This window comes from Rhizobium vallis (assembly GCF_003985155.1).
Classification (GTDB): Bacteria; Pseudomonadota; Alphaproteobacteria; order Rhizobiales; family Rhizobiaceae; genus Rhizobium; species Rhizobium vallis.
The window spans coordinates 690,489-706,090 of record NZ_ML133687.1; the positions used below are offsets into that span (position 1 = coordinate 690,489).

18 protein-coding genes are annotated in these 15,602 nt (G+C 62.1%); 10 read left to right on the forward strand and 8 right to left on the reverse strand.

All coding sequences use genetic code 11. The features are described 5' to 3' along the window. The first annotated feature begins 87 nt into the window (after nt 1-87). A complete protein-coding gene (locus tag EFQ99_RS08500; RefSeq protein WP_126920586.1) occupies nt 88-711 on the forward strand; it encodes a TetR/AcrR family transcriptional regulator in 624 nt (207 codons plus the stop codon). Here EFQ99_RS08500 and EFQ99_RS08505 read toward each other — a convergent pair. Further along, on the reverse strand, nt 697-1,938 hold the full coding sequence (locus tag EFQ99_RS08505) for an MFS transporter (protein ID WP_126920587.1): 1,242 nt from the start codon (nt 1,936-1,938) through the stop codon (nt 697-699). The two genes, EFQ99_RS08500 and EFQ99_RS08505, sit on opposite strands and share 15 nt — an antisense overlap. A gap of 309 nt (nt 1,939-2,247) precedes the next feature. Between EFQ99_RS08505 and EFQ99_RS08510 the strand changes: the two genes are divergently transcribed. Then, nucleotides 2,248-2,592, forward strand: coding sequence for a nuclear transport factor 2 family protein (locus tag EFQ99_RS08510; RefSeq protein WP_126920588.1), 345 nt, complete (start codon nt 2,248-2,250; stop codon nt 2,590-2,592). A 16-nt stretch (nt 2,593-2,608) separates the two neighbouring features. Here EFQ99_RS08510 and EFQ99_RS08515 read toward each other — a convergent pair whose 3' ends face one another. From EFQ99_RS08515 to EFQ99_RS08525, 3 genes are all read right to left on the reverse strand, one after another. Further along, on the reverse strand, nt 2,609-3,340 hold the full coding sequence (locus EFQ99_RS08515) for a sulfite exporter TauE/SafE family protein (protein WP_126920589.1): 732 nt from the start codon (nt 3,338-3,340) through the stop codon (nt 2,609-2,611). Nucleotides 3,341-3,386: 46 nt separating this feature from the next. Then, on the reverse strand, nt 3,387-4,040 hold the full coding sequence (locus EFQ99_RS08520) for a class I SAM-dependent methyltransferase (protein ID WP_126920590.1): 654 nt from the start codon (nt 4,038-4,040) through the stop codon (nt 3,387-3,389). A gap of 198 nt (nt 4,041-4,238) precedes the next feature. After that, nucleotides 4,239-4,565 carry a hypothetical protein gene (locus EFQ99_RS08525; RefSeq protein ID WP_126920591.1) on the reverse strand — a complete coding sequence of 109 codons (327 nt, stop codon included), beginning with the start codon at nt 4,563-4,565 and terminating at the stop codon, nt 4,239-4,241. Nucleotides 4,566-4,778: 213 nt separating this feature from the next. On the opposite strand from EFQ99_RS08525, the gene EFQ99_RS08530 reads away from it, so the two are divergent. Continuing rightward, entirely contained in the window at nt 4,779-5,381 is a 603-nt protein-coding gene (locus EFQ99_RS08530; RefSeq protein WP_126920592.1) for a superoxide dismutase, read from the forward strand. Nucleotides 5,382-5,490: 109 nt separating this feature from the next. Continuing rightward, on the forward strand, nt 5,491-6,336 hold the full coding sequence (locus EFQ99_RS08535; protein ID WP_126920593.1) for a metallophosphoesterase: 846 nt from the start codon (nt 5,491-5,493) through the stop codon (nt 6,334-6,336). A gap of 23 nt (nt 6,337-6,359) precedes the next feature. Here EFQ99_RS08535 and EFQ99_RS08540 read toward each other — a convergent pair whose 3' ends face one another. Next, complete coding sequence (locus EFQ99_RS08540; protein WP_126920594.1) at nt 6,360-7,055, reverse strand: helix-turn-helix transcriptional regulator; 696 nt, start codon at nt 7,053-7,055, stop codon at nt 6,360-6,362. Between the two features lie 129 nt (nt 7,056-7,184). Between EFQ99_RS08540 and EFQ99_RS08545 the strand changes: the two genes are divergently transcribed. The 3 genes from EFQ99_RS08545 to EFQ99_RS08555 all read left to right on the forward strand — a co-directional run bounded on the left by EFQ99_RS08545 (nt 7,185) and on the right by EFQ99_RS08555 (nt 9,501). Next, on the forward strand, nt 7,185-7,820 hold the full coding sequence (locus tag EFQ99_RS08545; protein ID WP_126920595.1) for a LysE family translocator: 636 nt from the start codon (nt 7,185-7,187) through the stop codon (nt 7,818-7,820). Nucleotides 7,821-7,952: 132 nt separating this feature from the next. Further along, a complete protein-coding gene (locus EFQ99_RS08550; protein WP_126920596.1) occupies nt 7,953-8,393 on the forward strand; it encodes a c-type cytochrome in 441 nt (146 codons plus the stop codon). Between the two features lie 193 nt (nt 8,394-8,586). Next, a complete protein-coding gene (locus tag EFQ99_RS08555) occupies nt 8,587-9,501 on the forward strand; it encodes a cytochrome c (RefSeq protein ID WP_126920597.1) in 915 nt (304 codons plus the stop codon). A gap of 12 nt (nt 9,502-9,513) precedes the next feature. Here the strand turns inward: EFQ99_RS08555 and EFQ99_RS08560 are convergent, their stop codons facing one another. Continuing rightward, complete coding sequence (locus EFQ99_RS08560) at nt 9,514-10,008, reverse strand: GNAT family N-acetyltransferase (protein WP_126920598.1); 495 nt, start codon at nt 10,006-10,008, stop codon at nt 9,514-9,516. Between the two features lie 312 nt (nt 10,009-10,320). Here EFQ99_RS08560 and dmeR point away from each other — a divergent pair, with 312 nt between their 5' ends. From dmeR to bla, 3 genes are all read left to right on the forward strand, one after another. Then, the gene (gene dmeR / locus EFQ99_RS08565) at nt 10,321-10,593 is read left to right on the forward strand and encodes a Ni(II)/Co(II)-sensing transcriptional repressor DmeR (RefSeq protein ID WP_126920599.1); all 273 of its coding nucleotides are present in this window, start codon (nt 10,321-10,323) and stop codon (nt 10,591-10,593) included. A 24-nt stretch (nt 10,594-10,617) separates the two neighbouring features. Continuing rightward, entirely contained in the window at nt 10,618-11,610 is a 993-nt protein-coding gene (gene dmeF, locus EFQ99_RS08570) for a CDF family Co(II)/Ni(II) efflux transporter DmeF (RefSeq protein WP_126920600.1), read from the forward strand. An 87-nt stretch (nt 11,611-11,697) separates the two neighbouring features. Continuing rightward, the gene (gene bla, locus EFQ99_RS08575; protein WP_126920601.1) at nt 11,698-12,612 is read left to right on the forward strand and encodes a class A beta-lactamase; all 915 of its coding nucleotides are present in this window, start codon (nt 11,698-11,700) and stop codon (nt 12,610-12,612) included. 59 nt (nt 12,613-12,671) lie between these two features. Here the strand turns inward: bla and EFQ99_RS35455 are convergent, their stop codons facing one another. Then, entirely contained in the window at nt 12,672-12,863 is a 192-nt protein-coding gene (locus tag EFQ99_RS35455) for a hypothetical protein (protein WP_245441462.1), read from the reverse strand. A gap of 358 nt (nt 12,864-13,221) precedes the next feature. Then, nucleotides 13,222-15,561 carry a glucose/quinate/shikimate family membrane-bound PQQ-dependent dehydrogenase gene (locus tag EFQ99_RS08585; RefSeq protein WP_126920602.1) on the reverse strand — a complete coding sequence of 780 codons (2,340 nt, stop codon included), beginning with the start codon at nt 15,559-15,561 and terminating at the stop codon, nt 13,222-13,224. Nucleotides 15,562-15,602: the final 41 nt, after the last annotated feature.

Here is a 15,602-nt window from a genome sequence, read left to right on the forward strand (position 1 = left end):
GATGTCGCCTGGCGATATCGTTGGACATTTGTACTGTTTCGCATAAAATATCCTTCGTCAAGATTTTAATGCGAAATGGTACAAAATATGAAAGTTGAGAAGAAGCGCGGCCGCCCGAGGGCTTTCGACACGAAGGCGGCGATCGGCAAGGCGCGGGATGTCTTCTGGGACAGGGGATATGCCGCCGCCTCGCTCGACAATCTGAGTGCGGCGACCAACCTCAATCGCCCAAGCCTTTACGGCGCCTTCGGCGACAAGGAGGATCTTTATCTCGATACGCTGGAAGGGTATCGCCAGGACGGCATGGACGTGCTGACCGAAGCGCTCGATCCGTCACTGCCGCTTCGCGACAATATCGCCCGCGTCTATGCCGGGGCGCTTGAAATCTATCTGCACGGCGATACCGCCGCCCGTGGCTGTTTTCTGATCGGCACGGCGACCGCCGAGGCAGTCCAGCATGAGCGCGTCCGCGAGGTGCTCGGCCGCAGCCTCAACGATTTCGACGGCGAAATCGAAAAGCGCATGCGCCTTGCCGTGGAGAGAGGCGAGCTCCCTGAGGGCGCCGATCCGCAGACGTTCGCAAGGCTTGCCTCCGCCGTCATGCATTCGCTCGCCGTCCGCGCCCGCGCCGGCGACAGCCGCGAGGTGTTGGAAGCGATCGCCCGGTCGGGTGTCGAGCTGATCTGCGGCAGCGCCTTAGGCCGAGGCTGATCTCTCGGTATCGCTCGGCCGCACCGCCCAGGCATAGGCAGCGCCAGCCAGAAGCAGCAGAGAGGTGCCGAGGAACACAGCCCGCATGCCGACATGACCGCCGACGAAACCGCCGAGGATGGGACCGGCCACCTGACCGACATATTGCGACGAGATGGAAAGGCCGAGAATGCTGCCGGCCGCACTGTCCGGCACGCTGTGGCGGATGACGGCCGCGATGCAGGGCAGGAGCCCGCCGAGCGCCACACCCATCAGGAAGCGTAGGAGAATGAGCTGCCACGAGCTGGTGACGAAGGCCTGCGGGATCAGCAGCAGCCCGGCGACCGCGAGCGCGCCTGAAATTACCGGCCAATGGCCGATCCTGTCGGCAAGCTTGCCGAGCCGTGAGGCCGAAAGAATGCTGCCGAGGGCAGCGGCCGACATGACGATGCCCGATATCAGAGTCACCTGGTTCTCGACGGATACGATTTGGGCGACATAGACAGTGATGATCGGCTCGATGGACATGTTGGCGAACATCAGCAGCATTCCGGTCGCCAGCATCGCGATGACGGGCCGCTTGTCGGCGATGGATTTCCACCCGCCGCTTGCTTTCGCCGCCTGTTTGCGCGCGGGCGATTTCTCTTCCTTGATCAAGAAGGCCGTGGCGAGGAAGGCGAGGAAAATCATGCCGCCGGCGGTGAGAAACGTGCCGCGGATGCCGATGATGGGCGGCAGCGCCCCGCCGAGCAGCGGCCCGACGAGATTGCCGGCCATGATGCCGGAGGAGAGAACGCCGAGCGCCCAGGCCGAGCGGTCCTTGGGTGTCTGCGTCGCCACCAGCACCATCGAGCCGGAGGAGTAACCGCCGGCAAGCCCGACGAAGAGGCGTAGCGCCACCAACTGCCAGACATTGCCGGCCATGCCCATCAGCGAGATCGCCACCGTCATGCCGAGACTGGCGCGCACCAGCATCAGCTTGCGGCCATAGATATCACCGAGCCGCCCCCAGAGCGGCGCGACGAGAGCCGCGGCGAAGAAGGTGGCGCCGTAGGCGATGCCCGACCATTGCACGATCGCTGCGTGGTCGCTGACGCCGAGTTCCTCGACATAAAGCGGCAGGAAGGGCAGCAGCAGCGTCATCGCCACGATCGTGGTGAAGGAGCCGATCAGCGAGATGGCGAGGTTGCGCTTCCAGTAAATCGAGCCCGGCCTGGCGCTGGCGGCGTCCCATTGCGTATCGGTCATTCTCTCGGCCTCGGCATTGATCGTAGAACGCAGCTTCGCCGCGCCTGATGAAACGATGTGCCCCTTTGCCGCGACGAGCGGGTCGGCGCGGGTGAAACTGTCCTGAGATCGAGCTTTCTACGTCAGGCGCATGGAGACCGTAGCGGTGCACGCGCTCGTCGTTCCAGGGCGGGCACGCGCCCATATAACCGCCGTTCGGACCGTCCTTCAAGACGGTGCGACCGGTATCGCCATTGCAATCTGGACCATCTCAGGCGAAAGTGCTAAACAGATTGCATTACGCAAGCGGTCAGGAGGAGGGCATTTCCTATGAGCGACATGCGCATATCGCGCGAGCAGACAGTCCGCGATCTCTATGCCGCCTATCTCGACGATCGCAGGGATGTCGCAGGCGCCATGCTGACGGAGGATTTCACCTTCTCCAGTCCGCGTGACGACCACATCGCCCGCGCCGTTTATTTCGAGCGCTGCTGGCCGAAGGAGCCGGTCTTTCGTGGCTTTCACATCGAGTTCCTGGCGATCGACGGCGACGAGGCGGTCGTCCGCTACCGCGCCGAAAAGCTCGACGGCACCAGTTTCCGCAATATAGAAAGTCTCCGCTTCCGCGATGACAAGATCGCATCCGTGGAGGTCTATTTCGGCCGGAACCTGTAACCCCGATGGGCTGGCTTTAAAATATCCGTATCGCCGACGTTGCGATGATGATCATCGAGACCGCCACCATCAGCGGCCGCATCGGCAGGCGTTTGACGAGGATCGCTCCGAAGGGTGCCGCGATCACGCCGCCGATGATGAGGCCGATCGCGGAATCGAGTTGCGACCAGCCAAGGGTCAGGATGAAAGTCAGGGAAATCGTCAGCGTCACCGCAAATTCGGTGAAGTTGGTCGAACCGATCACCCGCCTCAGGTCATGGCCGCGGCCGATGAGTGTGCTGGTGACGATCGGTCCCCATCCGCCGCCGCCGATCGCATCGAGCACGCCGCCGCAAAGCCCGACGGGCGGCACGGCCCAGTCGCGCACCTCGCGCCGCACCGGCGGCCGAAAGGCCTTGTAGAGGATCAGCAGCCCGATCAGGACCAGATAGGCCGACACGTAGGGTTCGATCGTCTTGCCGTCGATGTTGACGAGCAGATACGCGCCGATCGCGCCGCCGATCATGCCGGCCGGCGCAAGCCGCGCCACCAGGCGCCAGTCGACGTTGCGATGATAGGCGTGCGAGAGACCCGACGCAGCCGTCGTGAACATCTCCGCCACATGCGTCATGGCGCTGGCATTGGCCGCCGGCACGCCAAAGGCCAGAAGGCTCGTCGTCGACAGCACCCCGAAGGCCATGCCGAGTGCACCATCGACGATCTGCGCACAGAAGCCTACGGCGATAAAGAAGAAGATATCCGATGTCATGCGGTCTCTCGGACGAATGATGGAGGCGACGCGGGAGGCGCCCGCCTCAGGCGACAAATCCGCGCTGTTTCAGCCGGACGATCTTGAAGAAGCCATTTGGAAAGACCGGCAGGATCTCGGCAGCCGCAAAATCGCCGCGGCGCTCGGCCCAGGCGATGATGCGATGGATACGGAAGGCGGAGGACCAGCCGATGTGGCGCACCAGCGGCGCCACCGCCACCTCGATCGCGCCCTGCAGACCGGCGCCGTCGCCAAGCTTGCTGGCGAGGATGATCTCGCCGCCCGGCCGCAGGACCCTGGCGCATTCGTCCAGCGCCCGTTCGGGATCTGGGATGAGCGTGATGACGAAGGGCAGGCAGACCGCATCGAAAGACCGGTCGGCAAAGGTGAGCGCATGCGCATCCATTACCTCAAGTGCCTGCACATGTTGTAGGTTTTCTCGTCTCGCCTTTTCGCGCGCCCGCGCGATCATGTGTTCGGAAATATCGATGCCGGTCACAAGGCAGCAGAGCGGATAGTGCCCGAGCGTCAGGCCCGTGCCGACGCCGATCTCGAGTATGTCGGTGCCAGCCGCGGCCGCGAGCGCTGCAAGCTTGCGGTGACCATCGCGCAGGATGCCGCGATAAACGCGGTCATAGACCGGTGCCCAGCGCTGATAGATTTTCTGCTGATCTTCCGCCCTGTTGCGAAGCTGTGACATGCCGGCGCCTCCCCAAAGCAATTCCGGCAAAAGTGCATAGCGGTTTTGCGTTCGGAATCGCGTAAAGCAGAAAAGTTAGAGCGGTTCCGCGCTTTCACAAAAAGCTGAACCGCTCCAAATCCCAGCCCCTAAACTCTTGAGGGCGGCCTTGGGTTCCTCACGGACAAGGTGCAAAACGCTAATTGGCGCCATGGCGGCCTATTTCGCCGGCATCAACCCGAGCTTTTTGCCGTCCAGTTCGCTGCCGATCTCGACGGTTTTCTTCTGCTTGTCGTAGACGCATATCTGGGCGATCAGCCCCTTGGCACCCTTCGGTTTGCCTGTCAGCAGGGCGAGCCCGTAATGCTCGCTGCCGAAAGAATCGACGGTGGCGACAGGCTTTTCGATCGTGACCGCCGCCTTCTTGCACTTGGCTTCCACATCAGCAGCGAACTGCTGCCAGGCCATGTCGGAGGAAGCGTACGCCGCACCTGCGAGGGAAAGAAGCGTGGCTGCGGCCAGATGCCGGATTATATTCCTGTTCATGTCGGTCCTTCCTTGATTGACGTCGCCGGCGAAACGGTTTTCGGGGCAAGCATCCTGGGTGATTTGCAGGCGCGATTTCAGCCCTGCAACTGAGGCAAATTTTCCTCTGGCCGGTCGTTTTTTGATATTTCGCCGGTTGCCTCTCCCCCTTTCCCCTCCTATGTTCCGCCTCACCTGCCGATGACGCAATCTATTGCCAAGAGGAGATCTGACATGGCTTTCGAATTGCCTGAACTTCCCTATGATTACGAAGCGCTTGCTCCCTTCATGTCGAAGGAAACGCTGGAGTTTCACCACGACAAGCACCATAAGGCCTATGTCGACAACGGCAACAAGCTCGCCGCCGAAGCCGGTCTTTCGGATCTCTCGCTCGAAGACGTGGTGAAGAAGTCCTTCGGCACCAATGCCGGCCTCTTCAACAACGCTGCCCAGCACTACAACCACATCCACTTCTGGAAGTGGATGAAGAAGGGCGGCGGCGGCAACAAGCTGCCGGGCAAGCTCGAAGCGGCTTTCACGTCCGATCTCGGCGGCTACGACAAGTTCAAGGCCGATTTCGCTACTGCCGGCGCCACCCAGTTCGGCTCCGGCTGGGCCTGGGTTTCCGTCAAGAACGGCAAGCTCGAAATCTCCAAGACCCCGAACGGCGAAAACCCGCTGGTTCATGGCGCGACCCCGATCCTCGGCGTCGACGTATGGGAACATTCCTATTACATCGACTATCGCAATGCCCGCCCGAAATACCTCGAAGCCTTCGTCGACAGCTTGATCAACTGGGACTACGTCCTGGAGCGCTACGAAGTAGCCACGAAGTAAGCGGCATTCGATTCCTGAATTCAGCACCCGGCGTTCAAAGCGCCGGGTGTTTCGTTTTGTAAAAGAAGCTCGTCACATCCCTGTCACCAGCCGCTCCTAATCACGCCCCATGTCTTCCTCTGTTTCACCCTTGTTCCGCTTCGGCATCATCGCCGACCCGCAATATGCGGCAATCGCGCCGCATGCGGGCATGGACCGCTATTATGCCAACAGCCTTGCCAAGGTCGCCGAGGCGATCGAGATATTCAACCGCGAGGATCTGAGCTTCGTCATGACGCTCGGCGATGTCATCGACCGCAGCTTCGCAAGCTTCGACGATATCCTGCCGGTCTATGAGAAGCTGCGGCATGAGACGCTCTTCCTGCTCGGCAATCACGATTTCTCGGTTTCTTCAGGACATCTGTCCGAAGTCGCTGAGCGCCTCGGCATGCCGTCGCCCTATTACAGTTTCTCCCGCCACGGTTGGCGCTTCGTCGTGCTCGACGGCAACGAAGTCAGCACCTTCGCGCCGGCTGAAGGCCATCATCATCGCACGCTTGCCGCGCGGATGCTGGCGGAGCTGCAGGCCAAAGGCGCAAGGAATGCTCATCCATGGAATGCCGCACTGAGCGACGAGCAGTTCGCGTGGCTTGGCGATGAGATCACAAAAGCGACCGAGGCCGGTGAAAAGGTGATCGTCATGAATCACTATCCGGTGCATCCGCCGAGTGAGCATGGCATGTGGGACAGCGAGCGCATCGTCGCGCTGCTCGCCGCGCAGGACAATGTCGTCGCCTATCTCAACGGCCACGACCACGCCGGCAATTACGGCAAGGCCGGCGCCTGCCACTTCGTCAATTTCAAGGGCGTGGTCGACACCGAGAGGGAAAATGCCTTCGCGATCGTCGACGTTCATGCCGACCGCATCGAAATCCGCGGCTTCGGCCGCGAAGAGAGCCGCACGCTGCTTTATTAGATTGTGCGAGACGCCGGCGGGCATCACGCCGGCACGGTCGTCTCCGTCCAACCGCTGGTCCAGATTTCCCGCAGCCTGTCGCCGTCGCCCTTGAAGAAATCCTCAGTTGCCGCGCAGCGCTCCACTCGATCGCTGCGGAAATTGCGGATCGCCTCGCGCAGTTCGCACCAGGCGACGATATTGGCGGTCTGCGAATAATAGATCAGCGCGATCGGCCGGATCATCCGCTCGCTCGCCCGGCCGAACTCGTCGCGGTAGCCGAGCAGGAGTTTGCGTTCGTCGCGGATCGCGCGGCGCACGATCGCAAGGTCGAATCCAGCAGGCGGCTGCGCGATCGTGCCCCAGGCGTAAAGCGCCTTGCTATCCATCGCCTGGCGCAACGGTGCCGGCACGGCGCCTGATATCTTCCGATTGACCCGGCGCGCGGCCTGTTTCAGCTCTTCGTCCGCTGTCCGTTCGAGCAGCGCCAGCGACAGTACGATCGCCTCCATCTCCTCGATCGAGAACATCAGCGGCGGCAGGTCGAAGCCCGGCCGCATGATATAGCCGATGCCACGTCCGCCTTCGATCGGCACCCGCATCGCCTGAAGCGCTGAAATATCGCGATAGATCGAGCGCACGGTCACTTCAAGCGTCTCGGCCATGTCAGCCGCCGTCATCGGCTTTTTTGCCAGCCTGAGGATCTGAATGATCTCGAAGAGCCGCGAGGCCTTGCGCATTTTCCTGCCTCCCACCCAACGCTCCTGACAATACACTGTCAGTTGGGTTCCGCTATAGAGCCGCCTATCGAATTGAAATCAAACACGGTCTTTCGAAAGACCCGAAAGACCCTCAGGCGGACAACTGACATGAATTACCACGAAAACCTCTGGCTTTTCTTCACCCTTCTCTTCGGCATCATCATCGTGCCAGGCATGGACATGCTCTTCGTGCTTGCCAATTCGCTGACCGGGGGCACCAAACGCGGGCTGGCGGCGACCGGCGGCATCATGGCCGGCGGCGCCGTGCATTCGGCCTACGGCGCGGCCGGCGTGGGTGTGCTCGTCACGATGCTGCCGCAGCTCTTCAACCTGCTGCTTTTTGTCGGCGTCGCCTACATGATCTGGATCGGCATTTCGCTGGTCCGCAGTTCGATAACCATCGAGGCCGTCGGGCCGGGGACGGCGCGCTCCGGCTGGCGCGCCTTCCGGCAGGGCGCCGTCACCTGTCTCGTCAACCCGAAGGCCTACATTTTCATGTTTGCCGTCTATCCGCAGTTCCTCAGACCGGAATATGGCCCGATCTGGAGGCAGGGCCTGATTATGGGTGTCATGACTGTCCTCACCCAGCTCGCCGTCTACGGCACGCTGGCGATGACGGCCGGCCGCAGCCGCGATCTGTTGGTTGCAAATCCTGACGCCACGGCCTTTGTCGGCCGCTTCGCCGGAATGCTGCTGATTGCGGTTTCCGCCTTCAGTCTTTGGCAGGGGTGGAAAACTGCTTGAGCCGCTGTCGCTTATCACATTGTTTTTATGCCGATACGGCAAAACGTGACTGTCTTCTGTCATAGATTTTGTCACGCTCTCGGTGCAGATTGGCCAGCGGCCGCCTTGGCCGAGGAAAAATGGAGAGGGAATATGAATTGGAAAGCAGTAGCTGCCGCCGTGGCGATGGCCGGCATGGCCTTCGGCTCGGTGACCGCCGCCGACGGAACCCATGATGCGCGCGTTGCTCTGATGAAGCAGATCGGCGGTTCGGCTGGCGCGTTGGCCGCCATCGCCAAGGGCACCAAGCCTTACGACGCCGACGCGGTGAAGACGGCGCTGACAACCATCGCCGCAACGGCCAAGGTTTTCCCCGATCATTTCAAGCCGGGTACGGAGACGAACGACGAAGGCGCGAGCCCGAAAATCTGGGAAAACATGGACGACTTCAAGGCGCGCGCCGCCAAGCTTTCCGGCGATGCCGAAACCGCGCTCGCCGAGCTTCCGGCCGACTCCGCGGCCGTCGGCGCAACGCTCAACACGCTCGGCGCCAATTGCGGCGGCTGTCATAAGGCCTATCGCCTCAGCAAATGAGCGATAGGTCGTTCTGATCTAAAGCAATTCCAGCAAAGGTGTGCAGCGGTTTTGCGCCCGGAATTGCGCAAGCGAAACATCCCCGATCCGCGCCGGCCTTGCCGCTGGCGCGGATCACCTTATTCTCCGCCCGTGCGGGCTGGTCGCAGAATCGTTCCGCGCAGGAAAATCTCGGCAAAAGGGGAGGCGGAGCATGGTCCGCAGGTTCATCCGGTTACTGCTCTGTCTGATCGGCGTCGCCGTCCTCGGCGGTGGCGCCTTCTATCTCGTCACCGCCCCCGATCCGCTGCCGGAGAGCCATTGGGTGGGTCTCGGCGCGCCTGATATGGCGAATGGGGAAATGGTCTTTTGGACGGGCGGTTGCGTCAGCTGTCATTCGGCGCCCGGCTCAGAGGGTGACGCCAAATTGACGCTTTCAGGCGGGCTTGCGCTGAAGAGCCCTTTCGGCACCTTCCATGTGCCGAACATCTCGCCGGATGAAAAGGAGGGCATCGGCGCCTGGACGCTTGCCGAGTTCGGAAACGCGATGAAGCGCGGCGTCGGCCCCGGCGGGCAGCATCTCTACCCATCCTTTCCCTACGCCTCCTACTCCCGCATGAGCGATAAGGACGTCAACGATCTCTTCGCCTTCCTGAAATCCCTGCCAAAGAGTACAAACGTCGCGCCGCCGCACGAGCTGCCGTTCCCCTTCAATATCCGGCTTGCGCTTGGCGGCTGGAAGTTCCTCTATTTCAACGATCAGCCGCGCGTGGCTCTGGCAAAGAGCGACGACAAGGTGAAGCGCGGGCAATATCTCGTCGAAGGCCCCGGCCACTGCGGCGAATGTCATACGCCGCGTGATGCGCTCGGCGGCTTCCGGGCCGACATGTGGCTAGCCGGCGCCCCCAACCCGGAAGGGAAGGGCCGCATACCCGACATCACCCCGGCTTCAAAGAAAATCGGCGGCTGGAGCGAGGCCGATATCGCGAGCTACCTCGAAACCGGTTTCACGCCCGATTTCGATTCCGTCGGCGGCTCGATGGTCGATGTGCAGAAGAATATCGCCCATCTGCCGGCCTCCGACCGCGAGGCGATTGCCGCCTATCTGAAGGCCGTGCCAAGCCGTTAGAGCCTGTCGCGATCAAGCAATCGACTGCATGTAGCGCATGCCGGTAACCGGGCGCGGGGTGAAGTCCAGCTGTTCGTAGAAACGGTGGGCCAGCACGTTTCCGGTCGCGGCGCTGACGGAAAGGTAGCCGCAGCCGGCATTGCGGGCCGTCTCGCGTGCCCGGTCGACGAGCAGCTGGCCGGTGCCGTGGCCGCGATGGCCGTCGCGCACGAAGAGATGGTGCAGGTCCATGCCGCGCTTGCCTTCCTGCGCCCTGTAGAGCGGCACGAGAATGGCGTAGCCGATCAGCCCTTCGCTGGTTTCCGCGACGAGCGCGGTGATCCAGGGCAACGGGCCGAACAGATCGCGCTCCAATTGCTCCGGCGTCGTGACTGCGGGATCGCCGTGATGGGCGGCAAGCAGAGCGATCATCTCGTTAAGCTCGGGCAGGTCACGCGGCTTGGCGGTGCGGATCGTCACCACAGACGGGCGCATCAATGAAATTTCGCTGTCTTCGATTTCGGTCATGGTCTTCGCGTCCTTTGATATTCTGCCGTCAGGACGCTGCCGATACAACAAAGCCGCCTGACGGCGGCTTGTTGACAATATGATCTTGTCCGGCCGCCCTTTACAGGTACAGCCAAAAATACGAGCGGCTCTGGTGCGCGTTTTCGATCATGGTGCATAGATCGTCGGAAACGCGGCTTTTGTCAATGGCGGATCGTGCCGGGCGCGGCTTTCAGCGGCAAGTGCCCTCGTCGCGCTGGAGTGGCGTCGTGCCATTTCAATGGACCGCTTCCCCGAAATAGTATACCCCCCTATATTAAATCGAGGTTCGCCATGTCCCACACCGCCTTGCAGAAGAAGAAGCTCATTGCCCGCATCAGCCGCCTCAAGGGGCAGATGGAAGCGGTCGAGCGCGCGCTGGAGGCGGAGCGTCCCTGCGGCGAAATCCTGCAGCTCCTCGCATCGGTGCGCGGCGCCCTGACGGGACTGACCGGCGAGGTCCTGGACGACCACCTGCGCGAACATGTGCTGAATGCCGAGGACGATGCCGCAAGGGCAGAGGCGGTCGAGGAAATATCGGAAGTGCTGAGAACCTATATCCGCTGAATGCCTGTGAAGAAGGAGCCTGCAATGAATGCCGGGATCGACAAGGCTGCAATGAATGCCCTGGAACATGACCATGTATTCCTCGGCGCCGATCATGCGCGCAACGAGCGGCGCATCTGGCTGGTGATCCTGCTGACGGCGGTGATGATGGTGGCAGAAATCGCCGCCGGCACCATCTACGGCTCCATGGCGCTCGTCGCCGATGGCTGGCATATGTCGACCCACGCCAGCGCTCTTCTGATTTCGGCGCTCGCCTATCTTTTCGCCCGCCGTCAGGCGCACAACCCGCGTTTCACCTTCGGCACCGGCAAGCTCGGCGATCTCGCCGGTTTCGCCAGCGCTATTATCCTTGCCCTGATCGCCTTGCTGATGGCCTGGGAAAGCGCACTCCGCCTCTCCAATCCGGTGCCGATCGGCTTTGCCCAAGCGATCGCGGTGGCGGTTATCGGCCTCGCCGTCAATCTTGCCAGCGCCTGGCTGCTTGCCGGCGGCGGCAATGTCGCGCATGGCGATCACGCGCATTACGGGCATGACCATTCTCATGGCCATCACCATGGGCACCATCATCACGGTCATGATCGCCATGGAAAGGCTGGTGACAACAATATTCGCGCCGCCTATCTGCATGTCATCGCCGATGCCTTGACCTCGGTCCTCGCCATCGCAGCGCTCACGCTCGGCAGCCTCTATGGCTGGTCGTGGCTCGATCCTGTCATGGGCATTGTCGGCGGGCTGGTCATCGCCAACTGGTCCTGGAGCCTGATGAAATCCTCAGGGGGCGTTCTTCTCGACGTCGTGCGCGAAGGCGAGACGCTGCCGAGGGAAATCCGCGATGCCATCGAGACCGAGGAAGACCGGATCACCGATCTGCATGTCTGGCAAGTCGGTCCCGGCCATCATGCCGCTATTGTCGCCGTCGTCAGCTCGAAGCCTCGCGACCCGGCTTTCTACAAGGGGAGGCTTTCGGCGCTCGAGGAATTGTCGCATGTGACGGTCGAGATTACGCACGCCGCCTGATCGCGTGCGGACGACAAGTCACCGCGATGACGAGATGCCGCCGCAATCGCCCTTTAGCTCTATCCTCCCCACCCGCCGGAGGATTTCATGGATCTCAGTTTGACTCGCCGCCTGCTGATAGGCTCGGCACTTTGCCTGCCCGCGCTGGCGCTTCCCGCCAATGCCCAAGAGAAGGTCGAAGAGAAGGCCGAACAGAATGCCGAAGAGGGTGACGACGACATCCAGCGCCGTCTTGCCGCACTCGAAAAACGCACCGGCGGCCGCCTTGGCGTCTCGGTGCTCGACACCCAGACGAGCATCTCCTTCGGCTATCGCGGCAGCGAGGCCTTTCCGATGTGCAGCACCTTCAAGGCACTGGCCGCGGGCTTCGTTCTTGCCCGAGTCGACAAGGGCGAGGAGAGCCTCGACCGCCGGGTGACTTACGGCAAGGAAAAGCTCGTCGATTATTCGCCGCTCAGTGAAAAACACGCCGGCGCCGACGGCATGACGATCGCCGAACTCTGCGAGGCGGCTGTGACCGTCAGCGACAATACCGCCGGCAACCTGCTGCTCGAAAGCTTCGGCGGGCCTCCCGCGTTGACCGACTGGCTGCGCTCGATCGGCGACGGCACCACGCGTCTCGACCGCACCGAGCCGACTTTGAACGAGGGCAGGAAGGGCGATCCGCGTGACACGACGGCACCGGATGCGATGCTCGACACGCTTGGCAACTTGACGCTTGGTTCGATCCTTACTGAGGCCTCCTGCGACAAGCTGATTGCCTGGCTGGTGGCGAGCACAACCGGCAAGGAAAGGCTCAGGGCCGGTCTGCCGGCCGATTGGAAGGTCGGCGACAAGACAGGCACCGGCCCGAACGGTTCTCTCGGCGATATCGCGGTGATCTGGCCCCCGAATCGCGGTCCGATCGTCGCCGCCGTCTATATCGCCGAGGCAACGGTGCCGGCGAAGGATCTCAACCCGGTCTTTGCCGAAGTCGGTCGCATGATCGTCGAGATGGTTTGATTCATAAGAATGCGGCGGAAGGGGCTCTCCGCCCCCTGTCGATCGCCTTTTCCGGCAGTTCAGACGGCGGTGACATCGTCCGTCGTCTTGGTTTCGTCATCCTCGATACCGGCCATCTCACGCTTGATCTGGTCGGCAATTTCCTTCTCGATCGCGGCGCGCTGGTCGGCCGGCATGGCGGCCAGAGCGGCTTCGGTCAGATCGTGCTGCTCGAGATAGCGGGCGCGGATACCGGCGTCATATTGCCCCATTTGGAGAACTCGTCGACCAGTGAGTCATGGGCAGCACTCGCCGCGGCTTCCTTATCGGAAGGCGGATTGATGTAAGGGCCTTGGCTGCTTTGCAGAGCCCAGATGGTATTGGCGATCGAAGGCGGTATGCTGCTTGGTTCGAGACCGGCCGCGGCGCCACGCGCAGTGCTGTTAAATTCCGTCGTCTGCTGATTCTTGGATTTGGCCGACTGATCGAAAAGGCTGCCGACCCCGTAATAATTGCGAATAGTACTGCTGATTTCCATAAAATTTCTCCCCGAAAACCGGGGAGAGAATGGCGTTGCAACCCTGCCTAGAGCTTGCGCTGGACCTTCTTCCTGCGGAGGAAGTTTCAATATCAAGGCAGCGTATAGGCGATCACGTAATCGCCGGGCTTCGTACCGACCGAGCCGTGGCCGCCGGCGACCATGACGACATATTGCTTGTTGTCATCGGTCGTATAGGTCATCGGCGTCGCCTGGCCACCGGCGGGAAGCCGCGCCTCCCAGAGTTGCCGGCCGCTCGTCACATCGTAGGCGCGCAGGTAGTTGTCGACCGCGGCACCTAGGAAGGCGACGCCGCCTTTGGTCAGCATCGGCCCGCCGATGCCAGGCACGCCCACCTTGAAGGGCAGGGGCAAGGGCGTCATGTCGCGCACCGTGCCGTTCTTATGCATATAGGCGATCTTGCCGGTGCGCAGATCGACGCCCGCGACATAGCCCCAGGGCGGCGCCTGGCACGGGATTTTCAGCAGCCCGAGGAAGGGCCCCATGAAAACGCCATAGGGCGCGCCGTCATTGCGGTTGAGTCCCTGTTCGCTGCCCTTCTCGTCCTGGCCTCTCGGCGGAATGTCGGCGGCCGGCACCAGGCGCGAGGTGAAGGAGAGGTAGGTTGGCATGCCGAACATGATCTGCCGCTCCGGATCCACCGCGACCGAGCCCCAGTTGAAGGTGCCGAAATTGCCAGGATAGACGATCGTGCCCTTTAGCGAGGGCGGCGTATAACGGCCCTCATAGTAGTAACGATGGAAGTCGATGCGGCAGGCGAGTTGGTCGAACAGCGACACGCCCCACATGTCTCTTTCCCTCAGCGGCTCAGGCGAGAAGGTGAGATCGGAAATCGGCTGCGTAGGCGAGGTATGATCACCCGTAACCGCTCCGCCGGGCGCCGGGATTTCCTTGACCGGGATGATCGGCTCGCCGGTACGCCTGTCGAGCACGTAGATATCGCCCTGCTTGGTTGCGCCGACGAGCGCTGGAACGACGGCGCCATCCTGCTTCGTCAGGTCGATCAGCGCAGGCTGGGCCGGGACGTCCATATCCCAGAGATCGTGATGCACCGTCTGGCGCACCCAGCGCAGCTGGCCCGTGGCGATATCGAGCGCGACAATCGATGAGGAAAATTTCTCGACATTGTCGTTACGGCCGATGCCAAGCTGGTCGGGCACCTGGTTGCCGAGCGGGATGTAGACCATCCCTAGCGCTTCGTCGACGCTGGAGACCGACCAACTGTTCGGCGAGTTGGTCGTGTAGGTCTGACCCTCGGCAATCGGCGTCGTGACATCCGGATTGCCGGAATCCCAGTTCCAGACCAGCACGCCGCTATTGATGTCGAAGGCGCGGATGACACCGGATTGTTCCTGCGTCGAATAATTGTCGTTCACCGCTCCGCCGACGATGATCTTGCCCGCCACCGCGACCGGCGGCGAGGTGGAGTAGTAATAGCCGGCCGGATTGTAGCGCATGCCGGTTTCCAGATGCAGCACGCCCTGGTCGGCAAAGCTGGTGCAGATCTTCCCATCCGCCGCATCGAGCGCAATCAGCCGGGCATCTGATGTCGGCAGGTAGATGCGCTCGGCGCAGGGCTGGCCGGCGGCAACGGCCGGATCGGCATAATAGGTAACGCCGCGGCAGGTCTGATGCTGTCGGTTGGGGTTCATGCCTGAATTGGCGTCGTATTTCCATTTCTCCTTGCCTGTTTTGGCGTCGAGCGCGATCGCCCAATTATGCGGCGTGCAGAGATAGAGCGTGTCCTTCACCTTGAGCGGCGTCACCTGGTACGTGGTCTCGCTGATATCCTCCGGCCGCTTGACGTCGCCGGTCTGGTATCGCCACGCTTCCTTGAGGGTAGAGACATTCTGCGCCGTGATCTGGTCGAGTGGCGAATAGCGCTGGCCGAAGGGCGTGCGGCCGTATTGATGCCACTCGCCGTCCGGCACGCTGCCACCGAAGGCGGGGCTGGCGGCGACTGTATCCGCCGGCAGCTCGCCGGCAAGATCGTGGGGGTCCGTCGTCATCGAATAGATGGCGACGAGGATGGCGAGAATGACGGGCACGGCGAGCGGCCAGGGATTGGCGCCGTAGGTGAAGCCGGTCGGGCTGAGCAGCCCAAGCGGCCGGCGGATCCAGGGCGTCAGCAGCCAGAGCCCGAGCAGGATAATCATGCCGCCTCGTGGACCGAGCTGCCACCAGTCGAAGCCGACCTCCCAGACCGCCCAGGCGAGAGCTGCGACGACGAGCACCGCATAGACCCACAGCGCCACCGCCTTGCGCATCAACAGCAGCCCGGCGGTGAGGAGGAACATCAGCCCGGCAAACAGATAAAAGACGCTGCCGCCGAGTGTGACGAGCCAGAGCCCGCCGCCACCGAGCGCAAGCCCGATGATGATGAAGAAGATCGAGGTGATGACGATCGCCATAAGGCTGTCTCCCGCTGAAGTGAGCCGGGGTGGAGGATTGG